This is a genomic window from Teichococcus aerophilus (genome assembly GCF_014490485.1).
Lineage (GTDB): Bacteria > Pseudomonadota > Alphaproteobacteria > Acetobacterales > Acetobacteraceae > Pseudoroseomonas > Pseudoroseomonas aerophila.
Genome location: NZ_JACTVA010000017.1, coordinates 39,911 through 54,510, shown reverse-complemented (window position 1 = coordinate 54,510; position 14,600 = coordinate 39,911). Strand labels below are relative to the sequence as shown.

12 protein-coding genes are annotated in these 14,600 nt (G+C 67.7%); 8 read left to right on the top strand and 4 right to left on the bottom strand.

The features are described from left to right. Positions 1 to 188: 188 nt before the first annotated feature. Positions 189 to 473 carry an HNH endonuclease gene (locus IBL26_RS11340; protein WP_367615413.1) on the top strand — a complete coding sequence of 95 codons (285 nt, stop codon included), beginning with the start codon at positions 189 to 191 and terminating at the stop codon, positions 471 to 473. 251 nt (positions 474 to 724) lie between these two features. Here IBL26_RS11340 and IBL26_RS11335 read toward each other — a convergent pair whose 3' ends face one another. After that, positions 725 to 1,705 (bottom strand): Bug family tripartite tricarboxylate transporter substrate binding protein, encoded by a 981-nt coding sequence (locus tag IBL26_RS11335; RefSeq protein WP_187784596.1) that lies wholly within the window; start codon positions 1,703 to 1,705, stop codon positions 725 to 727. A gap of 48 nt (positions 1,706 to 1,753) precedes the next feature. Then, complete coding sequence (locus IBL26_RS11330; protein ID WP_187784595.1) at positions 1,754 to 2,647, bottom strand: fumarylacetoacetate hydrolase family protein; 894 nt, start codon at positions 2,645 to 2,647, stop codon at positions 1,754 to 1,756. Between the two features lie 65 nt (positions 2,648 to 2,712). Here IBL26_RS11330 and IBL26_RS11325 point away from each other — a divergent pair, with 65 nt between their 5' ends. From IBL26_RS11325 to IBL26_RS11310, 4 genes are all read left to right on the top strand, one after another. Next, positions 2,713 to 3,390 (top strand): FadR/GntR family transcriptional regulator, encoded by a 678-nt coding sequence (locus IBL26_RS11325; protein ID WP_241749271.1) that lies wholly within the window; start codon positions 2,713 to 2,715, stop codon positions 3,388 to 3,390. Positions 3,391 to 3,446: 56 nt separating this feature from the next. Next, the gene (locus IBL26_RS11320) at positions 3,447 to 4,124 is read left to right on the top strand and encodes a GntR family transcriptional regulator (protein WP_187784593.1); all 678 of its coding nucleotides are present in this window, start codon (positions 3,447 to 3,449) and stop codon (positions 4,122 to 4,124) included. Positions 4,125 to 4,225: 101 nt separating this feature from the next. Beyond that, entirely contained in the window at positions 4,226 to 5,821 is a 1,596-nt protein-coding gene (locus IBL26_RS11315; protein ID WP_187784592.1) for an ABC transporter substrate-binding protein, read from the top strand. A 5-nt stretch (positions 5,822 to 5,826) separates the two neighbouring features. Continuing rightward, entirely contained in the window at positions 5,827 to 7,161 is a 1,335-nt protein-coding gene (locus tag IBL26_RS11310) for an LLM class flavin-dependent oxidoreductase (protein ID WP_241749270.1), read from the top strand. 778 nt (positions 7,162 to 7,939) lie between these two features. On the opposite strand, the gene IBL26_RS11305 is transcribed toward IBL26_RS11310, so the two are convergent. Further along, complete coding sequence (locus IBL26_RS11305) at positions 7,940 to 8,863, bottom strand: LysR family transcriptional regulator (protein ID WP_187784590.1); 924 nt, start codon at positions 8,861 to 8,863, stop codon at positions 7,940 to 7,942. Between the two features lie 186 nt (positions 8,864 to 9,049). Here IBL26_RS11305 and IBL26_RS11300 point away from each other — a divergent pair, with 186 nt between their 5' ends. Beyond that, positions 9,050 to 10,567 (top strand): MFS transporter, encoded by a 1,518-nt coding sequence (locus tag IBL26_RS11300; protein ID WP_206684196.1) that lies wholly within the window; start codon positions 9,050 to 9,052, stop codon positions 10,565 to 10,567. A 159-nt stretch (positions 10,568 to 10,726) separates the two neighbouring features. On the opposite strand, the gene IBL26_RS11295 is transcribed toward IBL26_RS11300, so the two are convergent. Beyond that, on the bottom strand, positions 10,727 to 12,325 hold the full coding sequence (locus IBL26_RS11295) for an ABC transporter substrate-binding protein (RefSeq protein ID WP_187784589.1): 1,599 nt from the start codon (positions 12,323 to 12,325) through the stop codon (positions 10,727 to 10,729). An 80-nt stretch (positions 12,326 to 12,405) separates the two neighbouring features. Here IBL26_RS11295 and IBL26_RS11290 point away from each other — a divergent pair, with 80 nt between their 5' ends. Then, positions 12,406 to 13,932 (top strand): M81 family metallopeptidase, encoded by a 1,527-nt coding sequence (locus tag IBL26_RS11290; RefSeq protein ID WP_187784588.1) that lies wholly within the window; start codon positions 12,406 to 12,408, stop codon positions 13,930 to 13,932. Continuing rightward, complete coding sequence (locus IBL26_RS11285; protein WP_187784587.1) at positions 13,929 to 14,591, top strand: GntR family transcriptional regulator; 663 nt, start codon at positions 13,929 to 13,931, stop codon at positions 14,589 to 14,591. The genes IBL26_RS11290 and IBL26_RS11285 overlap by 4 nt, the downstream gene beginning before the upstream one ends. Positions 14,592 to 14,600 lie beyond the last annotated feature (9 nt).

Below are 14,600 nucleotides of genomic sequence, written 5' to 3'. Positions count from 1 at the left end.
TGCTCACCTGTCCCCTGCCGAGGGCCATCCGAGCATCACACCGTACCTCGCATTTCTTAGCGCAAAACAGACGCGCTTAACGCCGGTCGATCCTGCACTACAATCCCGATGGGGTATTCACGCACCGGACGACGGGCGAAACACCCGGCCATCTCAGCAACCGCTATCTCTACATCTGCCTGCACGGCGTGAGTCACGCGGCTCACCACCCCGTATATCTGTATATGACAGGCGAGTGGCCCGCCGAGTTCATCGATCACGACGACTGCGACAAGCGGAACAACCGATGCGCCAATCTGCGCGCCGCGAGCCCGGCCGAGAATAGCCGCAACCGCCGTCTTCGTCATGACAACAAGACGGGTGTGCGTGGTGTCGGCTCCTGCCGCAAGACCGGCTGCCACCAGGCACTCATCATGGCGGACAGGAAGCAACGCCACCTCGGCTACTACGAAGACCTCGCATACGCTTCATAGGTGTATCGCCGTGCCGCCAAGATGGGATGTCGAGGACCATGCCGTCTTGCGCGGCCTGATCCCAGCACGGCGCCGTCGCGGTGTCGTAGAAGTCGCCACGCTGCCGACCGAAGACTCCATGTCCGCTCACGTCACAGAGCATGCGGCCGCATGGATTGTTCAGGCAGGTGAAGACGATTCTGATAGTCGCCGCATGGATCACGACGAGTCAGGTCATGTATGCTGGCACCGCGGAGCCCGAAGTCCAGCCGTCAGTCCAGTCGCCCGATGCGCTGCACCGCCCGGGTCAGCCGCGCGGTATCCTCGGTCATGAACTGCCGGAAGGCCTCGCCATCCTGATAGGCCAGCGGGCTGCCAGCAGCCTGCAGGGCGCGCTGCAGGGCTGCATCCTCGGCGCAGACCAAGCGCAGGGCCTGACGCCATTGCTCCTGGACCGGGGCCGGAGTAGCGGCGGGTAGGAAGACCCCGGACCAGATATAGAATTCGACCTCCCTGTAGCCCAGCTCGATGAAGGTCGGCACCGCCTCGAAGCCGGGGATACGCTGACGGCCCCAGCAGGCCAGGGCGCGCAGCCGCCCTTCCCGAACATGCGGCAAGGCTGGGCCGGGACCGGAAGCCAGCGCCTGGATGGTATCCGAGAGCAGTGCCGTCAGCGCTGGCCCGCCGCCCTGAAAAGGCACATGCAGCAGGTCGATCGCCGCCGCGCCGGTCAGCATGGCCATGGCCACATGCAGCGTGGAATAGTTGCCGGCCGAGCCATAGGTGATTCTGCCAGGCTGCGCGCGGGCGGCGCTGACGAACTCCTCCAGCGTCTTCCAGGGCGCATCGGCCGACACGAGCAGCACGGTGGGATCGGCGGTGATGCGCGCGACCGGCGCCAGCTGCGCCACCTCATAGGCCGGCACGCGGCCCATCAGCCGCTCGCTTTCCGGCAGCACGCTGAGGGAGGAGAGTGCCATCAGCGCCGTATAGCCATCCGGCGCCGCCCGGGCGACGCTTGCGCTGCCGAGGATGCCGCCGGCGCCAGGGCGGTTGACCACCGGCACGGCGCGGCCGAAGACCCGCTCCAGCGCGGCCGCGGTGGGCCGGGCCGCGACATCGGCTTGGCCGCCGGGCGGAAAGGCCACCACCATCTGGATGACGCGGCTAGGCCAGGTCTCCTGCGCCCGCGCCGCGAAAGGCATAAGGCCCGAGGCCCCCGAGGCCGCAAGCAGCTTCCGACGAGACAGCATGATCCTTTTCCCTCTAACGGGGCGGTTGGCCCGCCCGGACTTGTTGGTTCAGCCCGGCATGCGGCACAGCCGGTTACGGATGCGGCCGATGCCCTCGATCGCACAGTCCACCACATCGCCATCGCGCAGGAAGCGCGGCGGTTTGAAGCCAATGCCGACGCCTTCCGGCGTGCCGGTTGCGATGACGTCGCCCGGTAGCAGCGCCATGCTTCGGGAAATGGTCTGGATCAGCTCCGGCACGTCGAAAATCAGATCGGCGGTGGAGGCATCCTGCCGCGCCTCGTCATTGACCGTGCAGGTGATGCGCAGCGGGCGGTCGCCGATCTCATCGGCGGTGACGATCCAGGGCCCCATGGGGCAGAAGCCGTCGATGCCCTTGCCCAGCAGCCACTGCTTGTGCGTGCCCTGCAGGTCGCGGGCCGTCACATCATTCACCACGGTATAGCCGAAGACATGCTGCAGCGCCTGGTCGCGCGCAATGTTGCGGCCGCCGCGGCCGATAACCACCGCCAGCTCCGCCTCGTAATCCACGCCCTGGTCCAAACCCGGCCAGAGCGGGATGTTGTCCCAAGGGCCGGAGATCGCGGTGAAGGGCTTGCTGAAGATGATCGGCGCCTTGGGGATGGCGTCCGCCGCGCTGGTCGAGGAGGAGTCATAGCCGCTGCGGGCAAACTCCCGCGCATGCGCATGGTAGTTCTTGCCGACACAGAAGATGTTGCGCGGCGGATTGGGCAGCGGCGCCGTCAGCAGATCGTCGGCCAACGGCCGGCCTGGGCTACCCGGCTCCGGGATGCGCGCGCCGCCGGTCAGCGCCGCGATCACCCCCGCCATGTCGGCGGGCAGGTCCGGCGCCAGCTCGGCCAGGGGCCAGTAGTGGCGGCCTTCGGCATCCACCTGTGCCGGCTGCGGCACCCCATCGATCCGGATCATGGCCAAGCGCATCTCTGTCTCTCCAACTATACCAATTTGGCTTCAAAGTGATCCAATAATGAGCTATGGTTCATGGTATGGTTGATCCAGTCAAGCCCGCAGACCGCACCGCCGCCCGGCTTCAGCAAGCCCTGGCCGCGGCGCTGCAGGCAGGCCGCTGGCAGCCGGGCGAGAGGCTGCCGACCGAGCGCGCCCTGAGCGAGACCTATGGCGTGGCGCGAAACACGCTGCGTCGGGCGCTGGACGGGTTAGAACGCGCCGGGCTGCTGGAGCGCCATGTCGGGCGCGGTACCTTCCGCAAGGCCGCGTCCCCTGCCTCGACACCGGAAGAGGAAGCGCTCAGCCCCGCCGCCGTGCTGGAAAGCCGGCTGCTGCTGGAGCCGGAAATGCTTGCCTTGGCCGTGCTGCGTGCCACTCCCGCCGATCTGGTGCGGATGGAGGATTGCCTGCACGGCACCGATGCGGCTGGGACGCTGGCGGAATTCGAGCACTGGGACGCGGCGCTTCACGACGCCTTCGCCCAGGCCACGCACAACGCAGCGGTGGTCGGCATGAGCCGCTCGCTGGCGCGGGTGCGGGAGCGCACCGATTGGGGTCAGCTAAAGGCGCGCGGCAATACGCCGGGTCATCGCGCCACCCTGCAGACGCAGCACCACGCGATGGTGGCGGCGCTGCGGGCCCGCGACCGGGAGGGCGCCCGCCAGACCATGCGGGCGCATATCCTGTTCATCCAGGCCTATATGATGGGTGAGTGACGGCGGGTGCCCTGAGCGGCTATCTTGCCTATAATTTCGAAATTATGGAGCGAGCTATGTCCGATGCGCGCGAAGCAGCCGCGACTCTCGCCTCTCGCATCTATGGCCGGCTGCGGGAGGATGTGATCGCCGGCGTGCTGCCGCCCGGCTCAAAGCTGGCGCTGGACCGGCTGCGGTCGCAATACGGCATCGGCATGACCCCACTGCGGGAAGCGCTGTACCGGCTTTCCGCCACTTTGCTGGTGGAGGCGCACGACCAGCGCGGCTTCCGCGTCGCCGCCCTCAACCTGGCGCATTTCGAACAGGTGCTGAGCACGCGCGAACGGCTCGAAACGCTGATGTTGGAGGATTCCATCCGCGCCGGGGATGCGGCTTGGCTGCGGCAGGTGGCGGAGGCGCATGATCGGCTGCAGGCCTTGCCCATGTATGCCGCGCGGGATGGCTCCGTGCTGAACCTGGTCTGGCGCCAGGCGCATCAGGACTTTCACTATCAGACCCTATCGGGCAGCCGCCATTTCTTGCAGGACATGTTCCATCAGCTGCTGTGGGACCACTGGAGCCGCTACCGCAACCTGCTACGGCCGCCGCCGCTGGAGGAGGCAGTGCTGAAGCAAGATCATGCCCGCCTGACGGAGGCCATCCTGGCACGGGACGCAGAAATGGCGGTGCTGATCCTGCGGCGGCATATCCGGCATGGCGCCGCCGCCATCATGGCGGTGCTCCAGCGCGAATAATTTCGAAAATTCCTTGACCGCTGCCCCCCCTTCTCTAGTGTCGCTTCGCAACAGGGGAAAACCCCGGGCACGGCGCATCGCGAGCGGGGACTGGACAAGAGATGATAGGACGAAGACGGGCCCTGGCCCTGGCAGGCGCCCTGGCTGGCGGGGCCACCCTTGGGACGCCGGCCCTGGTGGCGGCGCAATCGCAGCGTGTGCTGCGATTCATCCCGCAGACGGATATCACCGGCTTCGACCCGGTCTATTCCTCCACGCAGGTAACGCGGAACTACGCCTACCTGGTCTATGACACGCTGTTCGGCCTGGACAAGAACCTGCTCCCACAGCCGCAGATGGCCGAAAGCTGGCAAGTCGATGCCGACCAGAAGCGCTGGAGCATCACGCTGCGGCCCGGCCTGATCTTCCATGACGGCACGCCGGTGCTGGCACGGGATTGCGTGGCCAGCATCCAGCGCTGGGGTGCGCGGGACAGTTTCGGCAAGCTGCTGATGGCGGCAACCGACGAGGTCTCGGCCGCCGATGACCGCACCATCCGCTTCCGCATGAAGCGACCCTTCCCGCTGCTGCCCTTCGCTCTCGCGAAATCGACCGCCAATATGGTCGCCATCATGCCGGAGCGGCTGGCGAAGCTCTCGCCACACCAGCAGGTGACGGAGGTGATGGGCAGCGGACCCTACAAGCTGATGCAGAACGAGAGCGTCATCGGCGCCCGTGTCGTCTTCGCGAAGCACGAGGCCTATCGCCCGCGCCCCGACGGCGAGCTGGGCTGGACCGCGGGCCCCAAGGTGGCGCATTTCGACCGGGTGGAATGGGTGATCATCACCGATGCCGCGACTGCCGCCGGCGCGCTGCAGAATGGCGAGGTGGACTGGTGGGAAACTCCCACCCCAGACTACCTGCCGATGCTAACCCGGCATCGCAACATCGCCGTCTCCATCAACGACACTTCCGGCGGCATGCCGATCATGCGGTTCAACTTTCTGAACCCGCCCTTCGACAATCCGGAAATCCGCCGCATCGTGCTGCGCGCCACCAGCCAGATGGAATTCATGAATGCCATGGCGGGCACGGATCCGGCGCTTTACCGCACCGGTGTCGGCTTCTTCCCGCCGGGCACGCCCTATGCCTCGGATGTCGGTCTCTCCGGCATCACCGACACGCCGGACATGGAGCAGGCGAAGCGCGCGCTGAGCGCCGCCGGCTACAAGGGCGAGCGCATCGTGGTGCTGGGCCCGGCCGACCGCGCCGCGGTCAAGGCCGCCAGCGACGTGGCCGCCGACCAGTTGGCACGCATGGGTTTCAATGTCGACTACCAGGTGGCTGACTGGGGCACAGTCAGCGCCCGGGTGGTGAAGAAGGAGCCACCGGAGCAGGGCGGATGGAGCGTCTATTTCGGCATCTGGAGCGGGCTGTCCGTCATCAACCCCGCCGTGCACCAGTCGCTGCAGGGCACCGGCAATGATGCCTGGACCGGTTGGCCAACCCTGCCAGAGCTGGAATCCCTGCGGCAGTCCTGGCTGGATGCGCCGGACCTGGCCGCGCAGCAGCGCGTGGCGCGGGAGGTGCAGGCGCGTGCCTTCCAGGATGTGCCCTATGTGCCGCTCGGCCAGTTCTTCGCGCCGATCGCGCATCGCAAGGATCTGACCGGGATCGTGCAGGGCTTTCCGGTCTTTTGGAACGTCAGGCGGGGATGATTGCGATGAGAAAGATGGTTCTGGCAGCCAATGCCAATGCGGCGGGCAGCCATGTCGGCGAATGGCGCCATCCCGAGGCCTGGGACCGCCCCGCCGCCAATCTGCAGAACGCCATCCGCCTGGCGCAGATCGCCGAGGCGGGGAAGTTCGACCTGCTCTTCCTGGCCGATGGCAATGGCGTGCGGCAGCTGGACAAGCCGGATCTGTTCCGCGCCACCAGTCCCTCCGACCGCCCCGGCGTGTTCGAGCCGGTGACGCTGCTGGCGGCGCTGTCCATGGCCACCAGCCATATCGGCCTGGTGGCCACCGCCACCACCACCTATGACGAGCCCTTCCATGTGGCGCGGCGCTTCGCCTCGCTGGATCATCTCAGCGGCGGGCGTGCCGGGTGGAACCTGGTCACCACCTCCAACCCCGAGGATGCGCTGAACTTCAGCCATACGGAACACATGGCGCGCGACACGCGTTATCCCCGCGCCTCCGAGTTCGCCAGCGTGGTCAAGGGGCTCTGGGACAGCTGGGCGGATGACGCCTTCCCGCAGGACAAGGAGAGCGGCACATTCCTGCTGCCGGAAAAGGTCCGCCGGCTGCACCACAAGGGCGAGCATTTTCAGGTGCAGGGTCCGCTGAACGCGCCTCGCCCACCGCAGGGCCATCCAGTGATCTTCTCCGCCGGTCAGTCGGAGGCGGGCAAGGACCTTTCCGCCCAACACGCCGATTGCGTCTTCGCCATCGAAGGCAATCTGGCCAATGCGCAGCGGCTCTATGCCGACATCAAAGGCAGGCTTCCAAAATTTGGCCGGGCCGAGGCGGATATGCGCATCCTGGCCGGAGTCACAATCTTCGTCGGCGAGACCGCGGCGGAAGCCGATGCGCTGTTCCAGCAGCTGGAGGATCTGGTCTCCCCTGCCGTCGGCGTCGATTATCTGTCGAAGATGCTGGGCCACCGCATGCGCGACTATCCGCTGGATGAGCCCATGCCAATCTTCGAGGACGACCATGTCGGCCATACCGGCATCGGCAAGGGCATCCTGCGCGTAGCCTACGAGGAGAAACTGACGGTGCGCGAGACCTACAAGCGCATCCTGCCGCAGATGGGCGGCAATATGTTCAAGGGTGACACGAAATCCATCGCCGACACCATGGAGGAATGGTTCACCACGAAGGCCTGCGACGGCTTCATGATCGCCGCCCCCGTCGTGCCGACCGGGCTGGAGCGCTTCATCCGCCTGGTGGTACCGGAACTGCGCCGCCGCGGTCTGTTCCGCGAGGAGTATGAGGGCACCACCCTGCGCGGCAATCTCGGCCTGAAGACTCCGGCCGATGCATTCAGCTGCTGAACCCCGTAGCCACGATGCCGGCTTAGCCCTTGCCGCTCTCCGGCAACGCAGCGCGCCGCGATGAACAGCCGCACCTTGCCTGGCAGCAGGCCTGTGGCTGGACATGTGGCGGGAATCCAGCGGATGTCCGGCCAGCTGACGGGCGCTGGCAATGCCGGCGATCTTCCGGCGCAGGTGTAGCCCTCGCGGAGCTCCGCGAGGCGCTCGCCCAGAAGCTCGGGCCGCGCCGGCACCAGCTCCCGTCCACGACCCCGAACTGCGCCGAATCGGTCGTGTAAGCGCGGACGGTAACTTCAGCGCGTGGCTTTCATCGGTGATCGACGAAAGCCACGCCCAGGCAGGCGTCTTATAATCACTTAGTCATTGATTTGACCGTCCACATTTGTCCCTGGCCTATGGCCAGCAACCCATGCAGCCGGTCGGGGCCACACGGAGCCGCAGCAAGCCCGGTTTGCAGTTGACCATCCACGCTTCAAGCTTTGTCCGACTGGCAGGTGAGAGAGCGTCCTCCAGAAGTATCGCGCGTGCCGATGTGACGATTGCCCGCGAAGTGTCGGGTCAAACTTGCCTTCACAGCGGCATCACGCCCCTGCGAAGACGTCCTCTATCGGCAGCGCAATCGCGTCGAGCCCATGCTCGGCGCGGACTATGGCTTCACTTCCGAGGAGCGAATGCTGGCATCTTGGGAGTGGGGGTCTGCAAGTCCTCGGGATCATGCCGGCGATCGGCGTAGGTCAAGGCGGAGGCTGTCAGCAGACGCTGAACGACGTAAGCCGGTTCACGGACTTTCGGCCCCGGTCAGGCGTTCGCACTGCGTAGCAAACAGCCTTTCGCCGATGAAGTCGACGAAGACGCGGACTTTCGGCGAGAGGTTGCGATTAGAGGGCCAGATCAGGCTGAAATGGCCGGGCTGGCCGGTCCACTCGTCGAGCAGGGTGCACAGCTCTCCCCGCGCCAGCGGCCCGCGCGCCAGGAAGTCCGGCATGCAGCCGATGCCGAGCCCCGCGACGGTGGCGCCACGCAGCGCCTCCATGTTGTTGCAGGTCATCACCGTGCGCATGTGCAGCTCGGCTTCCTCCGCCGCCAAGGTCAGCGGCCAAGCCTGGATCTTGCCGCTGTTGGGGTAGCGGAAGCGGATGCCTGAATGCCCGTCGAGATCGCGCGGGCAGGCCGGCGTGCCGTGACGCGACAGATAGGAGGGTGCCGCGCACAGCCGCATCTGGAACGGGCGCAACCGACGCGTCATCAGGCGCGAGTCCGGTAGATTGCCGCTGCGGATGGCGACGTCGACGCCCTCGTCGATCAGATCGACGATGCGATCGCTGAAGTCGAGGTCGACCTCGATGTCGGGATAAAGAGCCATGAACTCCGGCAGAACCGGCAGCAGAAGGTGGTAGCTCACGATCGGCGTGCTGACGCGCAGCCTGCCACGGGGGGCCTCCATTGTGCGGGAGAGCATGGCGCGGGCATCGTCGAGATCGTCGAGGATGCGTCGGCAACGTTCGTGGAAGGCCCGGCCCTCCTCGGTGAGACGCAGGCTGCGGGTCGAACGCTGGAACAGGCGGATCTCCAGCTGCTGTTCCAGTTTGGTGACCGCCTTGCCGACGGCCGAAGCCGATAAGCCCAGCACCCGTCCCGCCGCGACGAAGCTGCCGAGATCGGCGGTGCGAACAAAGGCCATCAAGCCAGTCAACGAATCCATAATGTGCCCTTCCGGCATGCGGCATTCGAGCGTTCTATTCCGTTAAGATCGGAAGGAACCCATCCTCGACGACCATTCCTTCAAGTCTATCCTGTCTGCACAAGAAGGCGACCTCTCGCAGCGCCGCGCGGCCGCCAAGCATCGAACAGGGCATCACACATGACAAAGACCGATCTGCGGGCGGCCATGGCCCGGCCGGCGCTCATCCTTCTCACCGTCTGCCTCGCCGCGGCGGCGATGCCGCTGACTTTCACCGGACCGGCAGTGGCGCTGCCTGCGATCGGCCGGGCGCTCGGCGGCAGTCCTATCGCGCTGAACTGGGTCACCAACGCCTTCATGTTGACCTTCGGGTCGAGCCTGATGGCGGCGGGCGCGCTGGCCGATGCCTATGGCCGTAAGCGCGTCTTCCTCATTGGTGTCGGCGCCTTCGCGATCCTTTCCATGGCACTCTCCGCCGCGCCCGACATTCTCTGGTTCGATCTCGGGCGCGCCGCGCAGGGCGTCGCCGCAGCCGCCGCCTTCTCCGGTGGCATGGCGGCACTCGCTCAGGAGTTCGACGGGCCGGCCCGCATCCGCGCCTTCAGCATCGTGGGCACGAGCTTCGGCGTGGGCCTGGCCTTCGGCCCGGTCGCGTCCGGGCTGATGATCGACGCTTTCGGCTGGCGCAGTATCTTCGGGCTCGTGGTCGCGCTGGCCGTGCTTTCCTTCCTGCTGGGCACGCGCTTCCTGAAGGAATCCCGCGATCCCAATGCCGCCGGGCTCGATGGCCGAGGCGCGCTCAGCTTCACGGCGGCGCTGGCACTCTTCACCTATGGCGTGCTGCTGGCGCCCGAACGCGGCTGGACAGATCCGGGAGTCGCCAGCCTGCTGACCGGTGCAATGGTAATGTTCGTGGCTTTCGGTGCCATCGAACGGCGCGTCCCCCGGCCGATGCTGGACCTGACCTTGTTCCGATATCCGCGCTTCGTTGGCGTGCAATTGCTGGCGGCGGCGCCGGCCTATGCCTTCGTGGTGCTGCTGATCCTGCTGCCGGTGCGCTTCATCGGCATCGAGGGACTGAGCGAGATCGTAGCAGGCCGCCTCATGATCGCGCTCTCGGCACCGCTGCTGATCCTGCCCATCGCGGCCGGGTTGCTGACACGCTGGTTCGCCCCGGCGACGATTTGCGGGGTCGGTCTGCTGGTCTCCGCGCTCGGCCTGTTCTGGCTCAGCCGTATGCCCATCGGCGGCGACGTCCTGCGCTTGATTGCGCCGATGGCGCTGATCGGCATCGGCATCGCCTTGCCCTGGGGGTTGATGGACGGGCTCGCCGTCAGCGTCGTGCCCAGGGAGCGTGCTGGCATGGCGACGGGAATCTTCAGCACCACCCGCGTCGCGGGAGAGGGCGTCGCGCTCGCCGTGGTCAGCGCCGTGCTGTCGGCTTTGACGGCCGGGCATCTGGCAGGCACCGGGGCTCCGGCAAATACGAGCCAGGCCGCGCAGCGGTTGGTGACCGGCAATCTCGCCAGCGCCGCCGAGGCCTTGCCGCGGATCGGCGGCACGGTTCTGGTGCGAGCCTATGACGACGCCTTCGCCATGCTGCTGCTGATGCTCTGCGCCGTCACGATCGTGACCGCGATCGTCGTCTTCGTCTTCCTGGGATATGAAGCGGAGGCGGCGACCGAACGCCCGGACGAGGCCGATGAACCGTTGTGCCCGTCGTAGGCCTGAGCCCGCGACCTCAACGGCCCCAGTTGCGCGTTGAGAGGTGGAGGCCATCCGAGCATCCTGGGAACGTCGTACCAGAGGTCAGCTCGCGCAACTTTCTATTCGCCCGCCGTCTGGCGAATGAGGATCCAGGACCGCCCGCCTGCTTGGTCGGGATCAGGGCCCTGGTGAAGGCGAGGTGGGTGCCTTGCCTTCCGCCGGGCGGGCGAGCATCGCCTGATTCCGCCCCAGCGGGTTAGCCGTATAGGTCACACGCGCCGCGACCGTGGCCCAGTTATTGGCCGGGTGGATCACCGGGATGATCGCGGCATCCGCGATCGCCAGCCGCATGGCCTGGCCGAGCTGTGCGTTCCGGGCGGTATCGTCAAGCGTCACCAGCGCGGTGCCCAGGGCGGTATCCACCGCCGGGTTACTGTAATGCTGCCGGTTGGCCGGCCCCATCCCCCGTGCGGCGTCGCGCGTCGCCACCAGCGCGCGCAGTGGATTGACCGCCGTCGAGGCGATCCATGAGGAGAAGAAGGCCGAGAACTCGCGGTTCCCGGCGCGGGGCAGCAGCACATTGGCGGGGAAGGTCTCGACCCTCGCCAGGACGCCGATGCGCGACAGCATCTGCGCCACCGATTGCAGCACCCGGTCGTCATTGACCACGAAGCCGGCCGACCCATGCAGGGTAATGGCGAAACCCTCCGGATAGCCGGCCTCGGCCAGCAGGCGCCGGGCAGTGGCCGGATCATAGGGCAGCGGGCGCAGATCGGGCGCGGCGCCATCGACCCCCGGCGCTACCAGCTGACCGGCCGGCGTGCCGGAACCATCCATGACGCGCTCGACGATGCCGTCGCGATTGATCGCCATCGACAGGGCCTGGCGCACTTTCGGATCGCGCAGCGGGTTGACGGGTAGCGCGCCGCCATCCCTGGCGGTGACGAAGGGCGTCGCCTCCCGCACCGCATCGAGGAACAGATAGTAGGTCTCCGCCGCTGGGGCGGAGGCGATCGCCAAACGCCGGTCGCGCCGCAGCCGCTCCAGGTCCTGCAGCGGCACGCGGTCGATCACATCGACATCGCCCGACAGCACGGCGGCCACCCGCGCGCTGTCCTGCCGCAATTGGCGGATGGTGACGCGGGTCCAGGGCTGCGGGCCGCCCCAATAGCCATCGAAGCGGGCCAGGGTCAGCGCCTCCCCGGGCGCATAGCTGCTGAAGCGATAGGGCCCGGTGCCGATGGCGGCGGTGCCGGCGTTGAAATCCTCCGGCGTCTTGCCGGCATGCAGGTGCCGCGAAAGCATCATCACGTAGGACAGATCCCGCGGCAGTAGCGGATGAGGAGCCGCGGTACGCAGGCGCAGCGTCAGCGGCCCGGTGACCTCCACCCCGGTGATCGGCCGCGTCTGGGCGGTGAAGGGTCCCGGCGAGCCCTGCACCTGCGGCACCCGCGCCAGGGTGAAGGCGACATCCTCGGGCGTGAAGGGCGTGCCGTCCTGGAAGCGCACCCCCTCCCGCAGGGTGATTTCCCAGGTGGTGTCGTCCACCGCCCGCCAGGCGGTGGCCAGGCGCGGCTGCAGCGCGCCGGTGTGATCCTCGAGGATCAGAGGCTCATAGACCTGCTGCAGCAGGCCGTTGTTGGAGCCGAGATTATGCCAATGCGGGTCCATCGAGGTCGTCATCAGCGCGACGCCCATGCGCAGATCTTGGGCCAAAGCGGCCGGGGCAAGCGAGAGGACGATCCCGGCGGTGGCGAGGCGCTTAAACGTGATCACGTTCTTCCCCTGATTCCCAATTCAGGCCTCACTGTGAGACTCCTCTTGCCGGGAAGTCAAGTTTGTGATCACATATACCAATGACGCGCATCCTGGTCTGCCAGCTCTGGCAGGAGAGCCACGACTTCAACCCCGTCCTGACCCGCCGCAGCGATTTCGCGGTCGAGGAAGGGGCAGCGATGCTCACCGCCAATGCCCAGGCCGGCAGCACGCTGGGCGGCATCCTGCGGCGCTTGGCCCGCGCGGGGGTGGAGGTGGTGCCGACCCTGGCCGCCCGCGCCCGTCCCGGCGGGCGGGTGGAAGGCGCCGTCTACGAAGCCTTCCGCGACGCCGTCCTGGCCGCCGCGCAGGCCGCCGGCCCCCTGGACGGCGCTGTCTTCGAACTGCACGGCGCCATGACCGCTGAGGGCCATGACAGCCCCGAGGCCGATCTGATGACCCGCCTGCGCGCGCTGTTGGGGCCGCGCGCGGTGATCGCCGTCGGGCTGGACCTGCACGGCCATGTCACCGATGCCCTGATGGCAGCCTGCGACATCGTCACCGCCTGCAAAGAAAACCCGCATTCGGATGTCGTCGAGGCAGGGGAACGCGCGGCCGACCTGGCGCTGGAAATTCTGGCAGGCGGGCTACGCCCCGCCACCACCATGATCAAGCTGCCCATGCTGCTGCGCGGCGGCGCCGAGACGGTGGACCGCCCGCTGGCCGACCTGCACGCCATCGCGCGCGCCGCTTTGGCCGCCGATCCCCGGCTGCGCGACATCTCGATCTTCAACGTCCATCCCTTCCGCGACGTGCCCGATATGGGGCAGACGGTCATCGCCATCGCGGCGGACGACCACGGCGCGGCCGACGAGGCGGCCCTGGCCGTCGCGCGTCCCCTATGGGCCTGGCGCGCGCGGTTCAGCCATACCTTCCCGGAGGCCGATGCCGCGCTGGACATGGTGCATGCCCAGGCCGCCCAGCGGCCCTTCGTGCTGGCCGACCAGGGCGACCGAGTGCTAGCGGGCGCGCCCGGCGACGGGCTGCATCTGCTGGAGCGGCTCCTGGCCAGCGGCCTGCCGTTGCGCGGCGTCTTCCCCGTCACCGATCCCGACACCGCCGCCGCCGCCATCGCGGCGGGCCCCGGCGCCATCATCACGCGGCCCGTCGGCGGTACCATGACGCCCGGCTTCATGCCGCTACCGCTGACCCTGACAGTCCGGCACACCGATCCGGTCGGCGGCTTCGTGCAGAAGGGGCCGTATCAGGCCGGCCAGCGCAGCACGCTGGGCCCCTGCGCGGTGCTGGAGGAAGCCCATGGCAACCTGATCCTGGCCACTACCGCCGCCGGCATGACGCAGGACCCAGCCGCCTTCACCGCGCAGGGCATTGACCTGTCGCGGTTCGATCTGGTCGTCGCCAAATCGGGCAATCATTTCAAACTGAGCTTCGCCGGGGTGGCGACGCCGATGGTGGTCGCGACCCCCGGCCTGTCCGCCTATCGGCCGGGCTTCTTCCCCTATTCCCGCTCCCGCCTCTGGCCGGAGGAGCCGGATCTGCCGCTGCCGTCGCTGCGCCTGCGCCGCTTTGGCCGCAGCGCCCCCTCCGATGGCAGCGCCGCGCCATGAGCGAGGATACCGCCCTGCATGCCCAGGCCTATCAGGCGTTGCGTCTCGCGCTGTCCTCGGGGCGCTTCGCGCCGGGACAGAAGCTGACCCTGCGCACCGTCGCCGCTGATCTGGGCGTCTCGCCAATGCCGGTGCGCGAGGCGCTCAACCGGCTTTCGGCCGAGGGCGCGCTGGAATCGCGCGACCGCCGATCCGTGCGCGTGCCACTGCTCAACGGCGCGCAGCTGCGGGAATTGCGCGACATGCGCATGGCGCTGGAAGGCCTGGCCGCCGCCCGGGCCGCCGAGGCCGCGACGCCGGAACTGGTGGCCGAGCTGCGCGCCCTGGCCCTGGGCATCCGCGCCGCGCGCGAACGCGGCGATGTTGCCGCCGATGTACGCGGCATCCGCGACTTCCACGCGACGCTCTACGCGGGGGCGGGCATGCCGGCGTTGGAGGCGATGATCGCCTCGCTCTGGCTGCGCACGGGCCCTTACGTCGCCTTGCTGTTTCCCGACTACGCCCATCGCCCGGAACATGGGCAGGGGCGCCGCCGGATCATCGACGCCATCGCCCGGCGCGACGCCGCGGCCGCCCGGGCGGAGATCGAAGCCGATATCGGCCCCGCGCTGACATGGCTCGCCCTTCGGTTGGATGAGGGCGCGGCGTCCAAACCCTGACAGGAGTTC